This window comes from Bacillus sp. SH5-2, assembly GCF_008368905.1.
Lineage (GTDB): Bacteria > Bacillota > Bacilli > Bacillales > Bacillaceae_G > Bacillus_A > Bacillus_A luti.
This window is the reverse complement of record NZ_QOSD01000011.1, coordinates 79,262-104,743: the sequence shown is the minus strand read 5'-3', so window position 1 is coordinate 104,743 and position 25,482 is coordinate 79,262. Positions and strand designations below refer to the sequence as shown.

General features: G+C 35.0%; 16 protein-coding genes, 1 pseudogene and 1 riboswitch. Of the genes and pseudogenes, 5 read left to right on the top strand and 12 right to left on the bottom strand.

The window, feature by feature from the left end; all coding sequences use genetic code 11:
• Positions 1–25: 25 nt before the first annotated feature.
• The 7 genes from DN410_RS08845 to DN410_RS08815 form a co-directional block, all read right to left on the bottom strand.
• The gene (locus DN410_RS08845; RefSeq protein WP_149176204.1) at positions 26–2,887 is read right to left on the bottom strand and encodes a YhgE/Pip domain-containing protein; all 2,862 of its coding nucleotides are present in this window, start codon (positions 2,885–2,887) and stop codon (positions 26–28) included.
• Positions 2,888–3,193: 306 nt separating this feature from the next.
• Entirely contained in the window at positions 3,194–3,985 is a 792-nt protein-coding gene (locus DN410_RS08840) for an endonuclease/exonuclease/phosphatase family protein (protein ID WP_149176203.1), read from the bottom strand.
• Positions 3,986–3,989: 4 nt separating this feature from the next.
• The gene (locus DN410_RS08835) at positions 3,990–5,627 is read right to left on the bottom strand and encodes a PTS transporter subunit IIBC (protein WP_149176202.1); all 1,638 of its coding nucleotides are present in this window, start codon (positions 5,625–5,627) and stop codon (positions 3,990–3,992) included.
• A gap of 205 nt (positions 5,628–5,832) precedes the next feature.
• On the bottom strand, positions 5,833–7,497 hold the full coding sequence (locus DN410_RS08830; RefSeq protein ID WP_149176201.1) for a glycoside hydrolase family 13 protein: 1,665 nt from the start codon (positions 7,495–7,497) through the stop codon (positions 5,833–5,835).
• A 466-nt stretch (positions 7,498–7,963) separates the two neighbouring features.
• Positions 7,964–8,788 carry a class C sortase gene (locus tag DN410_RS08825; RefSeq protein WP_149176200.1) on the bottom strand — a complete coding sequence of 275 codons (825 nt, stop codon included), beginning with the start codon at positions 8,786–8,788 and terminating at the stop codon, positions 7,964–7,966.
• Between the two features lie 92 nt (positions 8,789–8,880).
• Positions 8,881–10,542, bottom strand: coding sequence for a SpaH/EbpB family LPXTG-anchored major pilin (locus tag DN410_RS08820; RefSeq protein WP_149176199.1), 1,662 nt, complete (start codon positions 10,540–10,542; stop codon positions 8,881–8,883).
• A 47-nt stretch (positions 10,543–10,589) separates the two neighbouring features.
• On the bottom strand, positions 10,590–14,219 hold the full coding sequence (locus DN410_RS08815) for a SpaA isopeptide-forming pilin-related protein (protein ID WP_149176198.1): 3,630 nt from the start codon (positions 14,217–14,219) through the stop codon (positions 10,590–10,592).
• 163 nt (positions 14,220–14,382) lie between these two features.
• A riboswitch (cyclic di-GMP riboswitch) is annotated at positions 14,383–14,474 on the bottom strand.
• Between the two features lie 275 nt (positions 14,475–14,749).
• Here DN410_RS08815 and DN410_RS08810 point away from each other — a divergent pair.
• On the top strand, positions 14,750–16,084 hold the full coding sequence (locus DN410_RS08810; protein WP_149176197.1) for an FAD-binding oxidoreductase: 1,335 nt from the start codon (positions 14,750–14,752) through the stop codon (positions 16,082–16,084).
• Between the two features lie 31 nt (positions 16,085–16,115).
• On the opposite strand, the gene DN410_RS08805 is transcribed toward DN410_RS08810, so the two are convergent.
• Together DN410_RS08805 and DN410_RS28910 are read right to left on the bottom strand one after the other, a co-directional pair.
• Positions 16,116–17,042 carry a methyl-accepting chemotaxis protein gene (locus DN410_RS08805; protein WP_472926182.1) on the bottom strand — a complete coding sequence of 309 codons (927 nt, stop codon included), beginning with the start codon at positions 17,040–17,042 and terminating at the stop codon, positions 16,116–16,118.
• Positions 17,043–17,057: 15 nt separating this feature from the next.
• Positions 17,058–17,243: pseudogene (locus DN410_RS28910) on the bottom strand (HAMP domain-containing protein); the annotation flags it as partial.
• A gap of 375 nt (positions 17,244–17,618) precedes the next feature.
• Here DN410_RS28910 and DN410_RS08800 point away from each other — a divergent pair.
• The 3 genes from DN410_RS08800 to DN410_RS08790 all read left to right on the top strand — a co-directional run bounded on the left by DN410_RS08800 (position 17,619) and on the right by DN410_RS08790 (position 20,091).
• Positions 17,619–18,341 (top strand): amino acid ABC transporter ATP-binding protein, encoded by a 723-nt coding sequence (locus tag DN410_RS08800; RefSeq protein WP_149176195.1) that lies wholly within the window; start codon positions 17,619–17,621, stop codon positions 18,339–18,341.
• Positions 18,342–18,460: 119 nt separating this feature from the next.
• On the top strand, positions 18,461–19,255 hold the full coding sequence (locus DN410_RS08795) for an ABC transporter substrate-binding protein (protein WP_149176194.1): 795 nt from the start codon (positions 18,461–18,463) through the stop codon (positions 19,253–19,255).
• A 143-nt stretch (positions 19,256–19,398) separates the two neighbouring features.
• Complete coding sequence (locus tag DN410_RS08790; protein WP_255446700.1) at positions 19,399–20,091, top strand: amino acid ABC transporter permease; 693 nt, start codon at positions 19,399–19,401, stop codon at positions 20,089–20,091.
• A 53-nt stretch (positions 20,092–20,144) separates the two neighbouring features.
• Here the strand turns inward: DN410_RS08790 and desB are convergent, their stop codons facing one another.
• Positions 20,145–21,230, bottom strand: coding sequence for a Delta(10) desaturase DesB (gene desB, locus DN410_RS08785; RefSeq protein WP_149176192.1), 1,086 nt, complete (start codon positions 21,228–21,230; stop codon positions 20,145–20,147).
• Between the two features lie 579 nt (positions 21,231–21,809).
• On the opposite strand from desB, the gene DN410_RS08780 reads away from it, so the two are divergent.
• Positions 21,810–23,336 (top strand): FAD-dependent oxidoreductase, encoded by a 1,527-nt coding sequence (locus DN410_RS08780; protein ID WP_149176191.1) that lies wholly within the window; start codon positions 21,810–21,812, stop codon positions 23,334–23,336.
• A gap of 92 nt (positions 23,337–23,428) precedes the next feature.
• On the opposite strand, the gene DN410_RS08775 is transcribed toward DN410_RS08780, so the two are convergent.
• Complete coding sequence (locus DN410_RS08775) at positions 23,429–24,211, bottom strand: nucleotidyltransferase domain-containing protein (protein ID WP_149176190.1); 783 nt, start codon at positions 24,209–24,211, stop codon at positions 23,429–23,431.
• A 112-nt stretch (positions 24,212–24,323) separates the two neighbouring features.
• Positions 24,324–25,433, bottom strand: coding sequence for a PRK06851 family protein (locus DN410_RS08770; RefSeq protein WP_149176189.1), 1,110 nt, complete (start codon positions 25,431–25,433; stop codon positions 24,324–24,326).
• Between the last annotated feature and the right edge of the window lie 49 nt (positions 25,434–25,482).

Sequence of the window (25,482 nt, the reverse complement as noted above, 5' to 3'; positions counted from 1 at the left end):
CCACTATCGGTAGGAACCTTTTATTTTAATGAATGATTTTACTTCCTTTTGCATTCTCAACGAATTTTTCACTTGATTTGTTAATTGGTGTTTTCAGTAATAGCGCAGCAACAATCATAACTACTACGAAAGCACTTAATACAAGTAAATCTCGCGTTACGATATCCCAAAGCATTCCACCTACTGTTTCACGAATTGCACTAATTGCATATGTGAATGGTAAGAACGGATAAATCGCTTGGAAGAACGGTGGTGTCATTTGAATTGGGAACGTACCACCCGATCCCGCTACTTGCAGTACAAGTAAAATAATCGCCATCGATTTCCCAACGTTTCCGAAAATAGAAACGAGTGAGTATACGATACAAACGAAGACTCCACCAATAAATAAACTAAATAACACAAACCAGAATTTATCGACTACGTACGTACCGAGTAAGAATATATCTCCCATGGATACGATAAACGCTTGTGAAAGACCTATCGTTAAGAATGTTAATAAACGTCCGAAGTAAACTTCATGGCTCTTATAATTCGCGCCCTCTTCATGTACTTCTACCGTTAATAATGAAACCATTAATAATGCGCCTACCCATAATGCAAGCACTGTATAAAATGGTGACATCGCTGAACCGTAGTTCGGCATCGCAAATAATTTATTCTCTTTTAAATTTACTGGATTCGCAAAGTAGTCACTTTGCTTTTCAACATCATTTTTCAATAAGCGTATGATGTCTTTTATATCCTCTTCTGATTCAAAATCACGAATTTTATCTGCTAACTCTTTAATCTTTTTCTCAGTAGCTGGCATTTCAGCTTTAATATCTGCTAGTTTCTTTCTACCGTCTACTAAGCCTTTTGATGAATCTTCTAGTAATTTTTTAACATCTGGAAGCTTTTTGTCTGCATCATTTAAAATTTGAGTTGTATTTTTCGACATCTCTTTTGTACGAGCAATTGCTGTATTGAAGCCTGGTACAATTTCTGAATCATACGTCGATAATACATCTGTTAATTGAGCTGATCCGCCCTTCGCAGCGTTGTTAATACTTTCAATTACATCTTTTGTAGGTTTCTGGCCATTGTTAAGAAGTGTAATTCCCTTATTTGTTGCCTCTACACCTTTTTGCAGACTACTTTTCGCTTTATTTAATTTCGCAATTCCATTATTAAGGTTTTTATCACTATTTACATCTGCTAAAACCTTATTTGTGCTTTCTAGAACAGGAATCATATCATCAATTAAACCGATTCCAGCTTGGAATTGACCATTTAAACTTTTTAAGGCTTCCTTCGAACCTTCTAAGCCATTAATACCTCTATTTTGTACATCCTCTAATGCTTTTTGAACACTAGATTTAGTACTTTCAAGACTATTCTTTGCTTTCTCATAATCCGCTTTTGCATTATCATACATTTCATTCGCATCTGCTTTAGCTTGATCTACTGTGCTAACTGCTTTTTTATAATCTGCTACAAATGTTTCATTGTAATCTTTTTCCGCTTGATCAATTAATGCATTTGCTGCATCTAACTTTTGATTTGCTACATCTGTTACATCTTTCTTTACTTCTTGTCCTGTACCAATAACATTTACGATATCTTTAATTCCGTTATTCGCATTTTCCATACCGCTTTTAAGCTTAGTTAAGCGATCCACTCGACCTTGGAAGAAGCTTTTTCCAAAATCAGTCGTGGCTGAGTTTTGAAGTTCAGTAAATATATTAATAAGATATGAAATATTTTCTGTACGAGCTTGCAGTTGATCTGATACTGCATTTAAATCTTTCTTTGCTTGCTCTGGATCAAACTGACCATTTTGCAATCCATTTACAACACTTTTCCCATAAGCTGTTCCTGCACGTGATGAGCTTAAAACATTATTTACTGTTTGATTAATATTTTGTGCTATCCCCTTATAACCATCACTATTCAACTTAGAAAGGTCCGGTCTTGCAGGGAATTCAGGTAATCCATTCATTCCAGAGAAATCAGGAATGTTTAAATCAACACCTGGATTCATTAAAAAGTCGGTAAATGCAGCTGCACTATCCATGACACCTTGTGCTACTACTAAATCATTTCTTATCGTTCCTGGAGCGTTTTTCAACGTTTGATCTTGATTCGCAAAGAACTTATCTAAATTTGCCAACGCTTCTTGCCCATCATTTATTACACTCTCTACAACAGGTAAATCTTTTTGTGCCACTTTCACAATATCTTCCGCTCGAGTCGCATCATCTAGCGCCTTATCCATGAGTGTATTCATTTCTGGGAACTGAGCTTCTAATTTAAATACAAGATCTTTTACTTTCTCGATACTCGGTAAGTTCGTTTCTAAATCGATTCCAAGGTCATTGAAGATTTTAAAAATCTCACCGTTTGCTGTTTTAACAAAGTTTTTACTAATCTCTTCTGTAAGACCCGATGCACCTTTCGCTGTAATCTTCGGTGCAATAGCATTTACCTTTTCATTTACGTAATAATCAATTTCTGGTTTCTGTGGATTTTCATTCAAGACTGTTGCAATCTTTTCCGAAAAATCTTTTGGGATAGTAATACTTGCAGAATAGTCTCCACGCTCTACTCCATAAATTGCTTGCTTTTCATCAACAAACTTCCACCCAAAATTTTTGTCCTTCTTAAGTGAATCTACAATTTCTTCCCCAATGTTAATATCTTTTCCTCTTAAATTTGATCCAACATCTTGGTTAGAAACTGCAATCTGGATTCCTTTCGTATTTCCGTAAGGATCCCAAGAGGCTTTAATGTTAAACCACGCATATAACGATGGTAGAACCATCAAACCTAATACAATAACAATCGCAGCCCAATGTTTGGCCACATTCCGTAAGTCTGTCTTATAAATACGCCAAATCTGTTTCATATAAGTTATCACCTAATCATATATTTTTCCTTCTTTAGAAAATGATACATACATTTTGCAATTATATCACTTTCTACATCGTGGATTAAACGAAAACATACTATTATTCCCATTAAATATTTCACTTACTTCATTATATAACGAAGTAAAAAAAGTATGCATACAAAATGACCAAATTAGTTTTACATTCAATAATAACAAATATATAGGAAATGTCATAAAAAATACAAGTATTTTCTCTTGGAAATACTTGTATTCCTAAAAAAAATCCTCACAGCTTTTCATCATCTGTGAGGATTTCTTCTATTATATATCTACTTGTACTTCTACACCGAAATGATCTGAAATTATCTTTCGGTTTGTACCATTAAAAATGACTTTTGAAGAACGAACCTTTTCACTTTGGTTACACAGTATTAAATCGATTCGCAAATTATGTTTATTTTCATCCCAACCAGCAATCTCGCCTTGGACAGTTGTTCCCTCATCCTTCTCTATCGCTAGTTCATATGTGTCATACAAACCTTTTTGCATCGTATACTCATAACCCTCGCCTTCCAAACGAGCATTGTTATTAAAATCACCCATTAAGAAGGCAAGCTCATTACTATCTACACGCTCCATCAAACGATCGATTTGACCTTTGAATGACTCTTCTTCATCATTCCACCAACCGAGATGGCAAGAGTAAAACGTTATATTCTTACCATTATAAGCAATTGTTGCACTTACAATTTTACGTGTTTTCCAATACGTTGTATCTTTGTTTTCTGATACAAAGAACGTATCTTCTTTTATAATACTATGTTTTGTTATAATCGCTAATCCTTCTTCATACACATCATAACCAATATGAGAGAAATCCCAAGTAATATTGTAATCTTTTACATGTAATGCTTTTAACTCTTCTAATAGTAAAAGTCCAAAATTATCTTCTTTCTTGTTACCGCATACATTTTTAGCCCCTATCGACTGACTTACTTCTTGCAATGCGATGACATCGTACTCTTCTTCTTGAATGACTTTAGCAAGATATTTTATCTTTTCCATTTGATTCTCTTCTTGCCAAGAGTGACAGTTTAAAGTTAGCAATTTCATATTATTACGCACCTAACATATCTTGAATGTCTGACTTTAATACGTCAGCTTTCGGACCATATACTGCTTGTACCCCTTTATCTTTTACAATAAGTCCTAAAGCACCATTTTGTTTCCACTGCGCCTCTGGTGCAACAACATCTAAATCTTTTACCGTTACACGTAAACGTGTCATACAAGCATCTACGTCAGCAATATTTTCTTTTCCACCTAATAAATCAATAACTTTTGTTGCTAGTGAACCATCTTGTACATTTCCTGTTCCTTCTGATGCCTCATCTTCATTATCAATATAGTTACCTGCACGTCCTGGCGTTGGTAAATTGAATTTTTTAATTAAGAAATTGAATAATGTAAAGTTCAGACCGAAGAATACTAATGAAACGATAACAAAGTTGATTAAGTCTCTTGTTAAACCTGCGTTAACCATCATTGGTGTACGAGTAATTAACTCAATAAATCCAAATGCGTGAACACGTAAATCAATTAAATCTGCTAATGCGAATGCAAGTCCTGTTGTAATAGCATACACAACATATAATACTGGTGCAATAAACATGAACATGAATTCAATTGGTTCTGTAACACCTGTTAAGAATACTGCTAATGCAGCTGATAAGAACATTGGTTTATATTTTGCACGTTTTTCTTTATCAACATTACGGAACATCGCGAAAGCAATACCCATTAACGCTGCTGTTGAACCGATAACTTGTCCAGCTTTGAAACGAGCTGGTACAACATTATTTAATAGATCGTTATATGCTTTTGTATCTCCACTTGCTAATAAGTTATTTAAATCTGTAATCCATGCAAGCCATAATGGATCTTGCCCTGCTACAACTTGTCCAACTTTTGAGCCAGTTAACATCGTATATGTTCCGCCTAGCTCTGTGTAGTTCATCGGAATCGTTAACATATGGTGTAAACCGAATGGTAATAGTAAACGCTCTAACGTTCCATATACAAATGGTGCAACAATTGGTGCACTATCCTTTGAAGCTGCAATCCAGCGGCCAAATTCATTTAATCCACTTTGAATGAATGGCCATAAAAGTGATAATACAATTGCAGTTACTGTAGACCAAACAATTACAACGAATGGTACGAATCGTTTTCCATTAAAGAATGCTAATGCCTGTGGCAGTTTGTTATAGTTATAATATTTGTTATATAAAGTAGCTCCTAAGAAACCTGTGATAATCCCTACGAAAACTCCCATGTTTAATGCTGGTGCACCAAGTACAGAAGTAAAGTAATCTTTTACAATTAAATCTCCTGCTAATACTGAAGAAACTTTCGCTTTTGAATCCGCTAACATTTCAGCGTTTACGCCAAATATAGCTCCTGTAATTCTGTTTGTTAAGACGAATGCTAGTAGCGCTGCAAATGCACCACCTGCGCGATCCTTCGCCCAAGATCCCCCAATTGCTACTGCGAATAAGATGTGCAGATTTGTAATAATTGCCCAACCGATGTCTTCCATTACGCGAGCGATTGTATGAACTGCGTTAATATCCCCAGCAGACATCCCAATTAACTTACCGATAGAAATCATTAAACCAGCTGCTGGCATTACAGCTACAACAACTAATAATGCTTTCCCGAACTTTTGCCAAAAATCAAAAGACGTAATTTTCATCTGTTCTTCCTCCCCTTTATTTATAACAACATAATGATTTAAATTATAATTTCTGTTTCCTTTATGAAAACGATCCCTCATTTTACTTTACTTTTATCTTTACGCAACCGTTTTCATAAATCTATTTTAATAAAAGCGTTTTCACTTTGCAATAGAAATTTATTTTTTTTCATAAAAAAAGATGCTCTAAGAGCATCCTTTTTTATTATGAAATGCGATAAACCCTTGTTTCATAAGGCTTTAACGCGATTGTAGTTAATTGTTCATGTTCCGCAACTTCATAGTTATTTAAAAGCAAACGTTTGCGTTCTAGTCCGAATGAACTCTCATTATACACAGCTTCCTCTTTTGAGATATTGCTAATTACAATGATTTTTTCATCGTTTAATGTACGAGTATATGCATAAATTTGCGGATCATCTTCTAAAAGTAAATCGTACGTACCGTAATTCAGTACATCGTGCTCTTTTTTCAAGGAAATCATTTTCTTATAGAAATTGAAAATAGAGTTCTCTTCATTCTTTTGCTTTTCAACATTAATTTCTTTGTAGTTTGGATTCATACCAAACCAAGTTGCACCTGTTGTGAAGCCAGCATTCATCTCACCGCTCCACTGCATAGGTGTACGTGAATTATCACGGCAAGAAGCCCATATAATTTCCATCATATCTTGATGTGATACACCCTCTGCAATTTTCTCGCGATATAAATTTTTAATTGCTACATCATCGTAATCTTCAATATTTGGGAATTGAACATTTGTCATCCCAATTTCTTGTCCTTGATAAATAAACGGTGTACCGTGCATAAAGAAATACATTGCTCCAAGAGCTGTTGCACTTTCACGCCAATATTGTTTATCATCTCCCCAAGTTGAAACGATACGTGGCTTATCATGATTCTCGATATATAAAGCATTCCATCCTTTATTTTCTAACCCTTTTTGCCATTTCGTTAATACCTTTTTCAGCCCTACAACATCAAGATCTTTCTTCTTTTCTGCATCCCATAAGCTTAAATGTTCGAATTGGAATACCATATTGAACTTACCTTGCTCTTCTCCAACCCAAAGCTCAGCATCTTCAATCTTAACGCCATTCGCTTCACCAACAGTCATAATATCGTACTTAGAAAATGTATTTTCTTTTAATTCTTCTAATAAAGGTTGAATGCCATCCACATTCATATGTTTATCAAAAGATGGTACATACTTTAGTTCTTTTGGATTTGGCATATCTTTAAAGCCATCTTCTTTTTTAATATGGCTGATCGCATCCACACGGAAACCATCAATTCCTTTATCAAGCCACCAATTAACTGTATCGTATAACACTTCGCGAACTTCTTTATTCTCCCAGTTTAAATCTGGTTGTTTACGCGAGAATAAGTGTAAATAATATTGTCCTGTTACTTCATCATATTCCCATGCCGAACCATTAAAAATACTTTCCCAGTTGTTTGGTTCCGCACCATCTTTACCATCATGCCAAATATACCAATCACGCTTCGGATTGTCTTTAGATGAACGAGACTCAATAAACCATGGATGTTCATCACTTGTATGATTAATAACTAAATCAATAATAAGCTTCATATCACGTTTATGAACTTCATCTAGTAAAGCATCAAAGTCTTCCATCGTCCCAAACTCATCCATAATATCTTGATAATCACTAATGTCATAACCATTATCATCATTAGGTGACTTATACATTGGACAAATCCAAATTACATCTATTCCTAAATCCTTTAAATAATCCAGTTTCGCAATAATACCTTGTAAATCTCCAATACCATCACCATTTGAATCCATAAAGCTACGTGGGTAAATTTGATAAGCAACCGCTTCTTTCCACCATGTTTTCTTCATAATAACCCTCTCCTTTTGCATCTCGATTTTTTATGCAAACGTTTTCGTAACACTATCATAACAAAATATGAATAGTTTGCAACGAGAATTTTTTACACTACTATTAAATATCTACATTCCATTACGAAATCATCCCCTATTTCATTGTTATTGCAGAAGTTTTATTATTGTCAGATCTGATTAGCTTACTTTCTTTAATATAAAATAAGACCATGATTATTGTGCATCTTCCACTTATCTTCTTTGTTTCACTAAATTTTGATGTAGTAGTATCAATATCCGTTAATGTAAAATTCTTACTTGTCACATGAAATGATTCCAAATATGAAGGTATTAAAAAAGGTGATCCCTATTTTCACACAGAGATCACCGCCTTAAGATTACATTATTTTTTAATACCCTTATAAGGGGGAACATTTCAACTTCCTTCTCCAAACAATTCCTTTTATTACCTATATATTTTAGCTTAGTTTCCCTGCTTCGTCTTTTTCCTCTTTCTTCTTCTCATGCAAACAGAAAGTAAAGGTACAACTAAAATAAAGATTGGAACGGCTACCATCCAATCTTTGGACGTAGATGGTTTTGAAATCATTTCTTTTTCTTTTTCTTCATAAGGAATTCGATGCCCTCTAATTAACAAACGATGTGTATTTACACCATAAGGAGTACATGTAATTAAAGTAGCGTAATCCTTATTTTCCACAATTAATAGATCATCTACTTCGTGCGGCAACACAACTTTAATTTGATCTACTTTATAAGCAAGGACCTTATCTAATGAATGAATATAAAAAACATCCGATTCCTTCATTTTATCTAAATCAGTAAATAATACTGCAGAAGGTAAACCTCGATGCCCCGTTAAAACAGTGTGTGTGCTTGTTCCGCCTACTGGTAATGAAGATTTATCTAAATGACCTACACCGCGACTCAAAACTGCCTCTGAGGTCCCTTGATAGATTGGAAGCTTCACATTAATCTGAGGTATCTCAATATACCCCATTGTATCGCCTAGATTTAAAGCATCTGCATAAGAATTTTGATCATCTTTTTGTTGTTCAGCAAATGGATCTGAAAATGTTTGCCCAGAGTTTTGAACTTGCTTATTATGCTCATCCGCCTCTTTTTCTCGACGTTCGAGCTCTTTCTTTTGAAGGGACTTTACAGCTTTATCATAGGAACTAACTTGAGAATAATGTGTTCTTGTCGCGAACCAATCGCTTACAGTTGGATACAAAAATATACCTAGTCCTAATAAAAAAATGCATCCAAAAAAGATATTTTGTTTCATAGTACCCCCTTTAAGTATTTAAAAATATTAAAAAGAGGAAAGCTATTCGCTTCTCCTCTTTTTATGCTATATCATTATCATTTTCTAAAACCTTAATTTTTCGCTGTATTTCTTCTGAAGAAAACAAATGCTGCTACAGCCATCAACACAAGACCTACTACAGTAAATAGCATTGTTCCCATACCACCTGTTGAAGGGAGTACCCAGCCACTTTTATTATTCTCTACTTTTAATGCAATAGTTTTGTGCTCCGCATTAATTGTTACATTAATTGGATCTCTTAATTTTTGATAAGAAGCTTTTGTACCGTCTTCTTTTTCATAAGTTGGTGCTTTCGTTTCAACTACTTGATAGTCTCCGTAAGGGAGGTTATTCCATGTGATAATACCATTTTCATCAGATACACCTTTTACTTCTTGCTTTCCTACTACTACCACATTACCTTTTTTATCTTGTAATTCGAATTCTGCACCTTGTAATTTCTTATTATCAGCACCATCAACTTTCGTCAACTCAATGCTACCAGCTGTTGGGACAACAATTACTGGCTTAGATTCTTTTTGATCTGTTATATTATTATTATTTTCAAAATCGATTGTCGCTTTATTTGGAATTTCCGTTCCAGCTGCTACGTCTTCTTTAATCTGTGATTTAATTTGTAAATGCAACTCTTTTTTCCCATTTAATTTTGAGAAATCTTTCACAGTCGCTGTTACTTTTTGACCTTCTACAACTACTTCTACCACACTTGAATCTACTTCTACACCATCGATGTACACAACTGGTTTTCCTTGAATTACTAATCGATTATCTAACGTATCTGTTACAACATACTGTTTATAGTCTTTAATATCTTCTGGAATTAATGTTTTAATATCATAGTTATAATCTGTTTGTGTATTAATCGGTAAGAACTCTAGATCCTTATTAATCTTTTTATCAATCGTTGGCTCTTCATAGTTCTTTACTTCCACAGTCTCTACTTTACCAGATGTAATTGAACCATCTTTATTAAGAGTACCTGATTCAGTAATTGAGAATTCATGTTTTGTTGGATCTGTAACATAACCTTTTGGTGCTTCTTTCTCTTGGAAATAATACTTACCATACTCTAAACCTTCTACACGAATTTTACCATCTGTACCTGTTACTAACTTTTCTTCAACTACTTTACCATCCTCTGTATATAAAGAGAATTCTACACCTGAAAGTACTTTACCTTTCGCGCCTGTTTTTGTTAGTTCTACTGCTCCACGTTTGATTTCATTCTTTGGATACATGTGAACATCGTAGTTTAGCACATCGCCCGTTTTACTTGTCATTGGAATGTCAACTGTATACGTATTTGGATTTAAGTTAACATGCTCTGGTCCAGCAACTTCTTTTACTTCATAACGTCCTAACGGTAAATTTGTAAATACTGCCTCACCTTTATCAGTTGTTGTCATTTTGATTGCTTCTGCGTTTGTTACAGGCTTTACATTTTCCTTTACAATCTTTCCATCATTTGAAATCTTTTCGAATGACGCAATTTGCTTAATTTCAAATGTTACACCTTTTAATGGACTAACCTTTTCAGGTAAAGTTTGATTCGCAGAACCATCACCTTCTACACCTGGATTCCCATTTTTTTCTTGTGCGTACTTATGAATGGTTAAAGAACCTGTATTTTTTGATGCTGCACTCACAAACATACTAGGCAACATAGAAAACGTTAATGCCAAAATTAAAAGCATACTGAAAATCTTTTTCATATTATTCTTCCTCACTATCTCTATAAATTTTTCAATTTAAAACTCTATTACTTATTCCTTTTATTTCGAACATATAAGAACACAACTAGTAACATTAAAATCCCACCGATGGAATAGAAAATGCCTGTTCCTATACCTCCCGTTTTCGGGATTTCCCACTGACTCTTTTGATTTTCTATTGTTATTTTGTGTACTGATGATCCGACTTCTACTGTAATTGGCTCTTTCAAAAGCATATAACCACCTGGGGCTTGTACTTCTTTAATTGTATATTTTCCAAACAATAATGGATTAGAAACTGCCTTACCATTTTCATCTGTTGTTAATTTCCCAATCTCTTTACCATCTTTGTCTAAAATCTGAAACACAGCATTTTTTAATTTCAGATTGACATCTGTAGCGTCGACCTTCGTAATTTCAATTACACCTTTTTCTAGCAATTCATTTTCAACGGTCTTCTCTATGGGCGTTTTTGTGTCTTTCGTTATTTCAAAGTCGTATGATTTATTATCTAGTTTATAACCTTCTGGAGCTTCGACTTCAACTAGCTTATATTCGCCAATTGGTAAATCCATTGCCTTAGCTTTTCCATCTTCATCCGATGTAATTGTTTGAATGACATGATTATCTTTATCTCGGACTTCGAAAACAGCACCTTTTAATGGAATGTTGCTGCCTTTTTCTACCTTCGTAACTTCTAACTCTCCAGCACCAACTATATCTTCAACTAGTCCAGCATCGATTGTCATATTATGTTCATCTTCACCAAGTTTGATCATTTCTGAATATCCATCTTTATCAACATTCGAATCAATTCTTTCATCGTTACCAACGTTTTTGTTTGTCCATTTGTAACCATCTGGCAACTTAAATCTCACTTGGTATTCACCCGGATCTAAATTTACAAACTTGTAATAACCAGGATTTCCTTTTTTGTCATTACCAGTTCTCGTCATACTAATAACTTTTCCATCTTTATCTAATAGCTCTACGACTACACCATTCACACCAGTGTTTCCGTCGTTTTGAATACCATCTTTGTTTTTATCTAGCCAGACGTAATCTCCTAATGAGCTCTTTTTCGAAGCTTGTAATTGTACACCCACTCGGTTTGGCTCTGCTGGTTGAATCCAATTTCCTGTTACATCATTTATCGCACTGTATCCAAATGAATTCCATGCAATTCCTGCCGAAGCATCCATATCAACAGGTGCACGCATTGACCATTCTAGTGTCGCTGCTTCGCCTGGATATACAAGCTTATTCTTATCAAATTCAAATTTAACTGCCGTTACTTTTGTTAAATCCGCCGGTGGCTCTAAAGACCAATTCGGATCATTTGCACCATCTGGATTCACAAAAGCATCATTTCCTTGAATTAAATCATCACGCTTAGGTTTTGAAACAGTCGTATAATAAATCTTAATGAAATCACCGTCAGTAAGTTGGATTGGTGATGTTAAGTATGGGGTCCATTTGCTACCACGCTCTTGTGAATGATTCTTCGTTTGTAAAACTGACTGGTCACCCTCCGCAGGGAATATATCAATTAAGACACCATTCCTAACAGCTACGGTCCCACCATTTTCAATTTTCAAGCGATATTTCACTTCTCCACCTGGTACTGTTGTTGCTACTTCTGGTGAACCTTTCCAGCTATCGTCTAATTCACCTTTTACATATTTAATTGATTTTAAAGATTGCTCTTCTTCAATCTCAACAGCATCTTGACTTTCAATAATTGGGTCATTTATATCATCATCACCATCAAGATCATTTTCATCTTTTCCTGTTGGTTGTCCCCACTTGTCTGCAGATACTATTGTTGAGACATTAGACATTAAGCCCGCCTTATTATAGTACTTGCCTGCCATCGCAAAGTTATTAACCTTTACTTTAAACTTAACAGTCACAGCGTCTCTCGGTGAAACATCTAATTCAGGGAAAGTCCATCGTAAAAGGGTTCTTCCTTTTTCTTTATAGTTCGGAATCGTTTCTACCTTTACTTTTTTTGCATCATAAGGTTTTCTATCCCATTCATCTTTAACGACAGCAAATGTCTCCGAACCTGGAACATATTCTAACCCCTTTGGTAACCAATCTACAATTATTGGTTGTTTTAAAGGTGTAGAACTCCAATCAACTTTACCAGTTAATTCAAATTCTACTTCTTCTCCCTTGATATACTTTTCTCCAGGCTTTGTTAACGCCTTTTTCTTAAAAGTAACCTTTGCTTCAGGATTTTCTTTTACTTTTACTTGTGCTGTCGCTTCTTTTATATAGTTTTTTCCATCAATATCATATGAAATGTGTGCGGTATTTTTCAAAATACCTTCTTTAAAGTTCGGATCATCCACTTTAAACATTAACCATGCGCCATAACTCATTTTAAAATCTGCAGGCACTTTACCAAATTCATATCGAATTCCGGTTACTTTATCACCTTCAAATAATGATAAAGAAGAAACATCTAACCATTCTCCGTTCGTATTACCACGAATCACTTTCCATTCTTTCCACTCTGGATTATTCTTCGTTTTGTATAAAATCTTATATTCACTTACACCTGAAAATGCACCTGTATGCATTCTCGTAAAATGAAGTTGTTCATCAAAACGGTCATCTTGAAGCACAAAATTATCAATTTCCTTAGAATATTGATTTTGAATGTTAGATAGTGTAAAAGCAATTTCTTCTTCTTTACTGTACTCAGACTTTTGGGCAGCCTTTCTCAGCTCTGAAAAAGCTTGCTCAGGAGGAATAACAGGAGGTTTTTTATTTGATATTTCAACATACGCATGTGTTTGTTTTGTTAATTCCTCTTCCCCTTTTGGCTTTAGTTTTGCCTCAACTCTATTTAGAACTTGTTGATTTTGATCCTCACCAAAATTTTCCTCTGGGAATTTAACCTTAACTTTAACAACTTTCTCGCCTTCTACATTTTTCAAATCCCATACGACTGTATGTGAATTCGCATCATATTTCCCATTATCACTAGCTGATATAAACTGGGCTTCTTTCGGTAGTAGATCTTTTATTGAAAGCGAATCAAGTGTAGTAGGTCCACTAACATGTTGAGCACGAATCGTGTACTCGACTTCTTCTCCTGGCTTAATCGTCCACTTATTAGCAGTTTTACGCATTTCCCACTCTGGTTTCTTAGGTGGTTCAGGTGGTACTTCTTTTTCATATGCTACAACCGTTACTTCATTAGAAGTTTTGCCTCCTTGATCAGATACAAAATCCGCTACAGCTGTAGCTTTCGTTCCATTTTTTGTTCCTTTAGGAAACTTCACTGTAATAGGGACTGCTTTAGAATCTCCATTGGGAAGGGGCTCTTTAAAGGTATAAATAACCGAATGCGTTTCTTTATCGTATACTGCATCCGTACCACTAATTTTCCCATGTCTTACATACTCGACTTCAGGTGGTAGTTTAACAACAATTTTTGCATCTTTATGCCCACCTTCTAACCCAAATGTACTTAAATCAAGTTGATATACAAAATCTTTATCTACATTTTTTTGCGAACCATCTCCGCCCTCAACCGAAAGCTTTAAGCTGACATTTGCTTCTTTGTCATATGTTTCTGCTGCTACAATATGTATAAATGGCTGTACAATAATTTGCATTACCATTAAACAAATGACAAATATACTAATCTGTTTACTCTTCATACTCACACCTCTCTATTAATCTCCTTAACAACAAAGAGATTGGCTATTTCTTCGAATACCATCCTCCTTCAGCCTAAGAACAATAAAATGGGCCATCTTAAAACAAATATCTTATTATCTGATAATTGGGCAAATAAAAAAGGATTGTCGAGTTGCAAATACAATTTGCAACTCGACAATCCTAGTAATAAGATTCATTACCTTAGACTCAAAGCTTTGCGACCTATTCTTTCAAATAGTGTGCCAAGATATTCCAATGTTACTATTCTATAAAAAAAATGATAATTTATCTACTATATTGTTTTATTTTACATAATAATTTTCAAAAAAACTTTTAATAAGCCACCATACATCTTACTTCTAAAATTTAAAATGACACTGTTCCTTCATAGTCTAAAGCTATGCTACATGTACATTATTACTCTATCTCTTTTATATTACACTTAACATACAATTCAAACACCCTTAAATATTTTTTCCATATATATATTATAGTACAAACAATCTTATATAAAAAAAGGAGCCATACTATGAAACAAACAAAATTAACAGGTCGTATCGTTATTCCTTCAGATCCTGACTATGACGTGGCCCGAATGAATTTGAATTTAAGTATTCCAAAACTCCCTTGTATTATTGTTTTTTGCCAAAATAAAAATGATGTGTGTAACGCCTTAAAATGGGCACGCGAACGTCATGTACCATTTCGCTTAAGAAGCGGACGTCATAGCTATGAAAATTTTTCTCTTTTAAATAGAGGACTTATTATTGACGTGAGTGAAATGCATCGCATTACTGTTAATACAGATAAATTAACAGCAACAATTGAAGCTGGTGCAAACCTTGGCACTGTTTATAAAGAGCTTTGGAATTACGGTGTGACAATACCAGCTGGTACAAGCGCAAGCGTTGGAATTGTTGGATTAGCACTTGGCGGTGGCATCGGTATGCTTTCACGCTTATTTGGATTAACATGTGACCAATTAATAGAAGTTGAAATGGTACAAGCGTGTGGTAAATTTGGAGCAAAAATCATTCGTGCAAGTGAACATGAAAACCATAACTTATTTTGGGCATGCCGCGGTGGTGGTGGTGGAAACTTCGGAATTATTACTTCTTTGACTTTTCGAGTACACCCTATCAAAAATGTATCAATCTTCTCCATTACATGGGAATGGGAAGATTTTATTGCTGCATTTCAAGCTTGGCAAAACTGGGCGCCTTATATAGACGAGCGTCTCACTTCATCAATTGAGTTATTCACAAAGCAACAAAACAAAATTGAAGCACAAGGTGAGTTTGTTGGCTCTCCCTCTGAACTCCATTCCTTATTATCTCCTCTTCTTGAAACTGGTACCCCCTCTCTCTTTATAGATGAAGTTCCTTATATAAAGGCTGTTGAATTTTTTAACAGTGGTAACATCCCTGAAAACTTCAAGCGCTCCGGTTCCTACGTATATAAACCTATTCCTCTTAAAGGAATTCAAATCATGCAATATTTTCTTTCTCATGCACCAAATAAAGATGCGAGTATTTGGCATCAATCACTTGTAGGTGCTGTTGAAAATATTCCGCCTACTGAAACAGCTTATTTCCATCGCAAAGCAATTATTGCTCAAGAATACATTACCTCTTGGAGATGTGATGATGAAGAAAATCGAAATATACGCTGGGTTAAAGATTTACGAGAAAGCTTAGATCCTTATACACTAGGTGACTATGTCAATTGGCCCGATATCGACATTAAAAATTGGCAAACTAGTTATTATGGCCCTAACTTTCAAAGATTGCGTAAAGTGAAAACCATATATGACCCTTGCAATGTTTTTCGTTTTCAACAAAGTATTCCACCCTTTCATACGTAAAAAAGGAAGAACAAAATACTGTTCTTCCTTTTTACATTGAAAATCGTTCAATTGTTTGTTTCAAGTCTGTTGCTTGTTTCTCTAAATCCTTTAATAATTGATCAATCGCTATCATATTTTTAGATTGTTGCAACGTCACAAGTGCTACTTCTTGTGAACCTGCTGATGTTTCTTCAGCAATTGCTGCTACAGCCTTCGTCTGTGCTCCTGTTTGATGAATATGACTCACTTGTTCGTTCATATAGCCACTAATTTGCTTGGTTGCATCGGCAACTTCCATAATACTTGATGACATTTCTTTTAAAATTAATTCGGTAGCTGCCCCGCGTTTCGCCTCTTCTTTAGCTGTTTTCACTTGCTCTGTCATTTTCAATGCGACTTGTTGTACTTCCTCTTGCATATTCCGCAATAACTGCGATATATTTCTTGCAGAATGATCGCTTTCATCAGCAAGTTTACGTACTTCTTCAGCTACAACTGCAAAGCCCCTTCCATGCTCTCCAGCACGAGCTGCCTCGATAGAAGCATTCAGTGCTAATAAATTCGTTTGACTAGCAATCTCACTCACAACAGAAACAATATGTTCTACTTGCTTCATTCGTTCTTCTAACTTCTGTACATTTTGCATCGAATCTTCATTTTCTTTTGCCAATGTTTGAATACCTTGAATTAAAGAGGTAAAGACACGTGTACTTTGCCCTAAAGCTTGAACCATTTCTAAAGACAACTCGTCAGACTGTTTTGCTTTTTCTTCTACTTCACTCGCAATAGAAGTTGTTGTATCAACAGCAGACACAATTGCCTGAATTGAAGCTGCTGATTGCTCAGCGCCAGAAGAAATCTCTGCAAGAGTTTCAGAGACACCTCGAGCTTGTTTTGTCGCTTCCCCTGTTTGCTTTCTAATTTGCTGAACTTGATTATTTGTATACGAAAATGTAGTATCAATATTTTTTACCATACCTCTTAAGTTCCCTAGCATCATATTAAATGCCACACTTAAAGATTTAATCTCATCATCTGTTTTTGGTAACGGGACATCTTCACGAATATCTCCATCGGCCGCCTTCCTTGCAGCCTCCTCTAATTTTCGAAGTGGTTTAATTAAAAAGATTGCTGCTCCATACGCTAAAATTCCAGACCATACTACACCTAATAACATAACGATAATATTATAAACAGTTTGACTTACATAACTTTGAAAATAATCGTATATCACGTAAATAAAAAATATACTTGTTGAATATGTAATAAAAGCTAAAACTGTAGTAAATAGCATAAGTTGTGTACGTAAGCCAAAGGAAAAAGTCTTCCTTTCTTTTTCCATCTCTTCTTTCCTCCTTATTTTAAGCAATATAGGTACTACCTATATATTATTATCCATATTTTCGTTATAGAAAGATATAAAGATTTTAAAAATCATTATTTCTTTGAATATCAAATTACACGAAAAAAATAAAGGATTCTGACAATTTGTGACTAATAACAGAAATAAGGGGCAACATTTGTAAAATATATTTTTGACTGGGGGTTTTGTATGATTCAAGTTCGAAATCTAATAAAATCATTTGGCTCACTTGATGTTTTAAAAGGAATTGATTTAGAAGTAAAAGAAAAAGAAGTTGTTGTTTTAATTGGCGCCAGTGGTTCTGGAAAAAGTACATTACTTCGCTGTCTTAATTTTTTAGAAATGTACGATGAAGGTGAAATTCACTTACAAGGTGAGCGAATTGATCCAAAACACTCAAATTTAAACAAAGTACGTGAAAATGTCGGTATGGTTTTTCAGCACTTTAACCTCTTTCCTCATATGACCTCACTAGAAAACATCATAGAAGCGCCTATTCATGTAAAAAAACTAGAAGCAGCAAATGCAAAGGAAATCGGAAACCAGCTTTTGCAAAAAGTCGGCCTACAAGATAAAGCAGATGTAACTCCCCACCTCCTGTCAGGTGGTCAAAAACAGCGTATTGCGATTGCACGAGCTCTGGCTATGAATCCTAAAATTATGCTATTTGATGAACCTACCTCAGCTTTAGATCCTGAACTTGTTGGAGAAGTATTGCAAGTTATGAAAGAACTTGCCGAAGAAGGAATGACTATGGTTATTGTTACTCATGAAATGAATTTCGCAAGAGATGTAGCTGATCGTGTCATTTTTATGGATGATGGAAAAATTGTAGAGGATGCTCCGCCAGCTCAATTCTTTTCAGCTCCGTCACATGAACGAGCAAAACAATTTTTACGTAACGTTTTATAATGTAACTTCTATTTCAAACGTAAAGAAATACATTCATACGGCGTACACATACTTGTCCAAATAAAGTATCTCAATAACATTTAAAACCATCCGTATGATCAATATTTAGGAGGGGTTTTATGAAAAGAAAATTATTAACTATTGTTGCGAGCATTACATTATGTACATCCTTCATACTAGGGGCCTGTAGTAAAGACAGCGCTACTACTTCATCAAGTGGGGAAAAAGAATTTCGTTATGCGATGAGTGGCTTATACAAGCCTTTTAATTATAAAGAAAATGATGGGAAACTTGCCGGATTTGATGTGGAAATAGGTGCGGCGCTTGCTAAAAAAATGAATATGAAACCTGCTCCTATTACAAATCCATGGGAAACACTAATTCAAGGTCTCCAAGCGAAGAAATATGATGTAATACTAGGCAGTATGGCAATTACAGAAGAACGCTTAAAAGCTGTTAATTTCTCAAACCCTTATTATCGCTCTGGTGCCCAAATCTTTGTAGCGAAAAAGAATACATCTATTTCTTCTCCAGAAGACTTAAAAGATAAAAAAATTGGTGTTGTAAAAGCTAGTACCTTTAAAGATCTTGTCGCAAAATATACAGATAAAATTACAGAATACGATAGTGATATTACTGCTCTTATGGATTTAGAACCTGGACGTGTTGATGCGGTAATTACAGATCAAATGGTCGGCCTACGTATGATAAAAGAAGGGAAATCTAATATTAAAGAAGCTGGAAAACCATTAAACCTTGATGAAATGGGAATTGCTATTCGCAAAGATGATAAAGAAATGGTTGAAAAAGTAAATAAAGCTTTAGATGAAATCATTAAAGATGGTACGTATGAAAAGATTAGTAAAAAATGGTTTGGGCGTAATATTCTTGGTGAAGAAGAAAAAACGAAGTAAATTAGCTAGTCAAATGTTTCATGAATTATGCCCCACTTTTTATCCCGCTATTTATGGGCAGCAAAACTCCCAATTGATGTGGGCTAATAATCAGTGGGGTATTTCATTCTCTACCAAAATCCATACAATATGAGGTGATACACATGTATGAAATTTTTATCTCTACTTATCCCACACTCTTAAAGGCTACTATTGTCACATTACAATTAACATTAACCTCCCTAGTACTCGGTTCATTAATTGGATTACTATTCGCTTTCTTTCGAATCTCTAACAATAAAGTGCTAAATAGCATTGCTCATGTATATATCGCCATTATCCGTGGTACACCTTTAATTGTTCAAATTGCAATTCTCTATTTCGGTATTACATCTGTTATTGTTTTCACCCCTTTTTGGGCAGGAGCAATTGCATTAGCAATCCATAACGGTGCATATATTACTGAAATTTTCCGCGGATCCATTCAATCCGTAGACAGGGGACAATTGGAAGCTGCTCGCTCTTTAGGTATGCCTTATCCTTTAGCTATGCGCCGAATTATATTACCACAAGCATTTCGTCTATCTCTTCCTCCTCTAGGTAATCAATTTATTATAGGATTGAAAGATTCTTCACTCGTTGCTTACGTAGGACTATCCGAACTATGGGGATCAGGTTTATCAATTGCTGCAGGTAACTTCCAACAATTAGATACATATGTAATCGTTGGTTTATACTATCTCGTACTCGTTCTTCTATTTACTTACTTTGTTAATCTTTTAGAGAAACGACTACAACGAAAAGAAACAAATTCAGTCCAAGTCAGTACAAAGAACAAAAAAGAAGTTTCCTTATAAGAAAAAGCAAGCCATCTCAGGCTTGCTTTTTCACTGCAAAAATATATCAACTTTTACTGATTTACTTTTTTAATACTCTCTTCTTCCTCTATATGTTCCTCACGATATGAAATATTATGAGGATCTAGTCCATTTCCTAAAGAACCATAAAAATGCTCTCTATGCGGATCAACTAATTCACTTCCTTGATAATACACACGTGGTGTATTCCATAGTGCTGCCAAAGCTTTTGTCATCGGCATTTCGTGATAGCGTTCCGGCCACATTTCTTTAATTTTCTCTTTTACTAACGGATAGTATTTAGAGCTCATAGCAGGGAATAGATGATGTTCTGTATGATATGAGAAATTGAAATGTAAAACGTCTACCCAGCGCGGCACTGTTACTGATAAACAGTTTGCTAACGGATCATTTACTGGAACAATTGGATTTAAGCGGTGATTTGTTGCAATATATGCCATTACAATAAAGTTAGCAATTAACAGCGGAATCACATATGCAAATAACCATTTTGCTGGTCCCATAATAAACAATAAGCTAATCCAAACAGTCCAAGGCAAAAGAAGTTGAAGCCATACAGATTTTTGATTGGATGACTTAAATTCCTTTATAAAATGAAAGAACATTCGAGTCGAATGCAATGTAAATTGAATTGTTAGTGACAGAAAACTAAAGAATGAACGTACATGTAGAGGCATGCGATATACCCAACTCAAAAACTTACTCTTTTTAAGCTTCTCAAGCGTTGGCCATGCATCAGGATCGTTCTCTTCATGCTGCGTGTGAACATGATGCGTTGCGTTATGCCACTTTCTCCAAAGTTTTGGTCCAGTTGATAACGGCATAAATGCAATCGCACCTAAGAAATCACGAAGCCATGCCTTTCTTACAACTGTACCATGTAAAATTTCATGCCCTAAAAATCCAAGTGAAGCAAAACATAATCCGAGAACAATCGCAATTCCTAGATTTGCCCACACATTCAATTCAAATACGCCAATCGTTATTAATCCCGACAATGCCACAAGTAAATAAGCCAGTCCACCAAATAAACGAGTAGGAACTGGTTTAAATGCTTTTTTTGGCAAATGTGGTGATACACGCGCTGCATACCACCCAAACGTATGAAGCTCCTTCATCCTTTTGCCCCTTTCTGTTGCCGCGCCTTGCGCAACTTACATATATCAATTCTTGCTTCCAGATTGATTTTACTAGATGATCAAAAAAGCATCTATTATAAGGAAAATATACTCACTCTATCGTCACTTATTTTTCGCTTTTATTATCAATGAAAAACATTTCTCTTTTTACTCTCTATCAACCTTTCCACATGATGAATCATAACAATAGAATTTCTATATTGTCAACAACTTTTATGACCTAGTAATAAAAGTTGGTTATATTTTTATAATTATACTTTATTCCACTAAAGAAAAAACATAGATTTTATAAGGTTTTATCAAATATATATCCAAATACCTTTCAGCAACAAAGACTCTATCTTATTCAATAATCCACTGTATAGTTAACAACTAAAATCCTCTGAATTTAGTTTCCCATAAATCCCTCCCCGTCATACCACCACTAAAGATAATTATATTGAAATAATTCCATCTTTTTTGTTAATAAAATAGAACCCTACTAAAACAACACACATGAATTCCATATAATATGGAAATATTAAAAGGAAAATTGTTCTAAATCAGGAGGTTTCCATAATGACAAATGATACATTCCCACAATTGCCGTTATCTTATTGGATTGAATCCACTCAGTTTCCTACTTTCCCCCATTTATCCGAAAATGTAAAAACGAAAGTTGCTGTTATCGGTGCCGGTATTACAGGTATAACCACTGCCTATTTACTAGCGAAAGAAGGCATCGACGTTGTGTTAATTGATTCCGGTCTTATTTTAAACGGGACTACTGGGCATACAACGGCGAAAGTAACAGCGCAACATGATCTTATTTATGCTGAATTAATAAATCATTTCGGTCTGGAAAAGGCCGGACTTTACTATGAATCAAATAGTCACGCGCTACAATTCATAAATGAAACCGTGCAAACATATAAAATCGACTGTAATTTCTCAAATGAAGATTCATATTTATATACAACTACTGATAATGGATTAAGAAATTTATCGAAAGAATATGAAGCCTATCAAAAGCTAAATATCCCTTGTGACTATGTTCAATCCCTGTCGATCCCGATTCCAGTACAATCTGCACTTGTAATGAAAAATCAGGCGCAATTCCATCCCCTCCTTTATTTGAAAACACTATTAGAAAAGTTTGTGGAGATGGGTGGCAAAGTTTATGAACAAACAACAGCTATGGATGTGGAGAAAGGAGATTCTCCACAAGTCATTACAAAGGCTGGCCATCGTATTACTTGCGAATACGTTGTCTCTTGTTCACATTTTCCTTTTTATGATGCTAGTAGCTTTTTCTTTACCCGAATGTATGCAGAACGCTCCTATGCTCTTGCAATAAAAGCAAAAACCGATTATCCAGGTGGCATGTATTTAAGTATCGATGATCCAAAACGCTCCTTACGCTATATAACAAACAATGGAGAAAAATTAATTTTGATTGGTGGAGAGAGTCATAAAACAGGGCAAGGAATAAATACAATGCTTCATTACGAAGCACTCTATTCTTTTGCTGAAGCAACTTTTGGAGTAGATGAAGTTCCCTATCGATGGTCAGCACAAGATTTAATCACTCTTGATAAACTCCCTTATATCGGACATATTAACGAACGGAATCCAAATATATTTGTTGCAACCGGGTATCGGAAATGGGGCATGACAACTGGAACTGCTGCCGCTCATTTACTCAAGGACTCCATTCTAAAAGTCCACAGCCCATATAAAGAGCTGTTTGCACCATCACGCTTTCATGCAACTCCAGATATAAAAACATTCCTCTCTCAGAACATAGATGTTGCTAAACATTTAATTGAAGGAAAAATTGAAACCGCATTACGTACACCAGAAGATCTTGAAGTTGGAGAAGGATCTGTTGTGCATGTCAATGGTAAACGAGCAGGTGCCTATAAAGATAAAGAAGGAAAATTGCATATCGTCGATACGACTTGTACACACCTTGGCTGCGAAGTTGAATGGAATAACGGTGATTGTACTTGGGATTGTCCTTGCCATGGTTCCCGTTTTTCAATTGATGGGGATGTTATGGAAGGTCCTGCAGATCAACCATTAAAACGAGTTGATAACGAATAAAACATACAATATGATTTATTCGTTATCATTTGTAGGCCTTATCGTAGCTATATGTATTTTCTTTACTCCTCCAAACGAAAAAGAGCACAAGCTTACTTGTGCTCTTTTTTGTATACTTCAAACAACATATCTCGAAATACTGTATTCAAAATTTCAATATCAATCCCTAATCGCTTTTCAATTCCTTTCACATATTGCCCATAGTAATGAATTTGTTCTTCTAAAAATTGATTTAGCACCTTAATTTTTAATCCAACATCTAATTCAGTACCTGCTTTTTTCTTTATTAACAACTTTTCAATTTCATCTAACACGCTACGTTCTAATGATAATTCTGTAATCAATCGATCAAATTCTACAGGTGGTAAAGTTGCTTTCTCTTCTAACCATTTACAAGCTAAAATAGGACGTAATACATAAAAGTACTTTTTCAACTTTACATTCTCACCTTGCAAAAATTCCCGATAATTTTTCGAAGCCATATGTAAGTAATGATATATCGTTGCTTTTGGATCAAAACCCTTTTCACTCATTTGCTGCAGCTTCTCTGGAAAATTAGAGTTTTTCGAATAAAAAATTGGTGATCGGATCCATTCGAGTAAAGCTGGGTTTGACTTTGCAAATAGTTGCAACGCCTTTTTAATATCCCATCCGCTTATATCTAAATCGTCACTAATCGGATATTCAATTACATCACGTTTATCATGAATGGATAAATACCATTCTACAGGGTGTATATAAACAAACCTAACATCATAATCACTGTCTTTCGACGGAAATCCCCAAGCTCGACTCCCTGATTCCACTGCAAATAAGATTTTCACATCATTCTCTTTTTCAATTCTTTCTAATTCCAATTCTATTTTCTCTCTCATTTCATATCCTCCCCATTTTTTGATCATTTCCCTGGAAATTCGACAAGTATACGGTCATTTTACTACATACTAAAATAGCTGTCAGAAATTTTCTGACAGCTTAACAAAACGCTTATTTTTTCTTTTCAATTACAATAGCCGCAATACGTTCAAACTCTTTTTGAATCTCCTCTTTATATGCATCAACTTTTGAAAAATCCATAGCGGCAATATAAATTCGTTCTAACTTATCACGAACTGATTTTGCTTTCGCTAAGAAAAACATTGCTTCATTCATTTTTGTTTTATACTGAATGGACACATCACGAATTTCTGTCGCATATTTCTCATCCGTCCCTGGAGCAACAATGAGATCATACATATCAATAATCTCATCACCTTCGCGACTTGGAAAATATTCATGCGGTGCAGTACTATCAAAAATTGCAAAACCTAATTCTCTTACGATAACCATATCAAGACTATTTGGATCAAATCCGCAATGGTACACTTCAACATCAAACCCTTTTTCCTCCGCTACCTTAGCTAATTTTTTAAGCATTGTTGATTTTCCAGAACCCGGGCGTCCTTTTATAAAATAACGATGTGGTAATCCTTCTGTTAAATTAGGAACAAAATCAACTGCTCCTTTTGGTGTTGCAGCTCCTAAAAAGCGATGCTTCACAGTCGATTGTTTCCCGCCTTTATTCGTAAATAACTTCTGAGTCAGCTCATCTGTTAGTTCATTTGCTTTATTAAAATCAATATTATTAATATATATTTTCTCCCACTCATCATGTATAACTAGTGCTTCTTTAAAACATGCGTAAGCTGATTGAAAAGCCTTACTCGCTTCTGAAACAAATCTTTCAATTTCTAGCTTCTGCTTTCTTAATTTATCTGAGTCCCAAGCCACTCCTAAATTTATATATTCTTCGACAACTCCTGGCATTTTCGGCTCAATAACATGCGGCGATGTCCCATCAACAATTCCTACTTTTAACTGCGGGATAATCACACCATCAACCGACTTATTATCAGAAGAACAATGTAAAAGTTCAATATCATAGCCTTTTTCAACCCATTCACGACCTATTGCCTTTATTAAAGAAGATTTCCCCGTTCCTGGACCACCTTTTAAAATAAATAACCTATCTAGCCCTTTTAAATTCTCTTCATATAAATTATGAAATCCTCTAGCTGTATTTCCGCCAGCATAATAATTCAATACATTCCCTGTCACTGCACTCACTCCTTCGCAGCATTCTATTTACATAAGCTACAATATGCAA

Bases quoted from the DNA above. Each gene is read 5' to 3' on its own strand.
- DN410_RS08840 (WP_149176203.1), bottom strand. From the start codon at position 3,985: ATGAAATTGCTAACTTTAAACTGTCACTCTTGGCAAGAAGAGAATCAA.
- DN410_RS08845 (WP_149176204.1), bottom strand. From the start codon at position 2,887: ATGAAACAGATTTGGCGTATTTATAAGACAGACTTACGGAATGTGGCC.
- DN410_RS08795 (WP_149176194.1), top strand. From the start codon at position 18,461: ATGAAAAGAAAATTATTAACTATTGTTGCGAGCATTACATTATGTACA.
- DN410_RS08780 (WP_149176191.1), top strand. From the start codon at position 21,810: ATGACAAATGATACATTCCCACAATTGCCGTTATCTTATTGGATTGAA.
- DN410_RS08825 (WP_149176200.1), bottom strand. From the start codon at position 8,788: ATGAAACAAAATATCTTTTTTGGATGCATTTTTTTATTAGGACTAGGT.
- DN410_RS08810 (WP_149176197.1), top strand. From the start codon at position 14,750: ATGAAACAAACAAAATTAACAGGTCGTATCGTTATTCCTTCAGATCCT.
- DN410_RS08775 (WP_149176190.1), bottom strand. From the start codon at position 24,211: ATGAGAGAGAAAATAGAATTGGAATTAGAAAGAATTGAAAAAGAGAAT.
- desB (WP_149176192.1), bottom strand. From the start codon at position 21,230: ATGAAGGAGCTTCATACGTTTGGGTGGTATGCAGCGCGTGTATCACCA.
- DN410_RS08805 (WP_472926182.1), bottom strand. From the start codon at position 17,042: ATGGTAAAAAATATTGATACTACATTTTCGTATACAAATAATCAAGTT.
- DN410_RS08815 (WP_149176198.1), bottom strand. From the start codon at position 14,219: ATGAAGAGTAAACAGATTAGTATATTTGTCATTTGTTTAATGGTAATG.
- DN410_RS08835 (WP_149176202.1), bottom strand. From the start codon at position 5,627: ATGAAAATTACGTCTTTTGATTTTTGGCAAAAGTTCGGGAAAGCATTA.
- DN410_RS08830 (WP_149176201.1), bottom strand. From the start codon at position 7,497: ATGAAGAAAACATGGTGGAAAGAAGCGGTTGCTTATCAAATTTACCCA.
- DN410_RS08800 (WP_149176195.1), top strand. From the start codon at position 17,619: ATGATTCAAGTTCGAAATCTAATAAAATCATTTGGCTCACTTGATGTT.
- DN410_RS08790 (WP_255446700.1), top strand. From the start codon at position 19,399: ATGTATGAAATTTTTATCTCTACTTATCCCACACTCTTAAAGGCTACT.
- DN410_RS08820 (WP_149176199.1), bottom strand. From the start codon at position 10,542: ATGAAAAAGATTTTCAGTATGCTTTTAATTTTGGCATTAACGTTTTCT.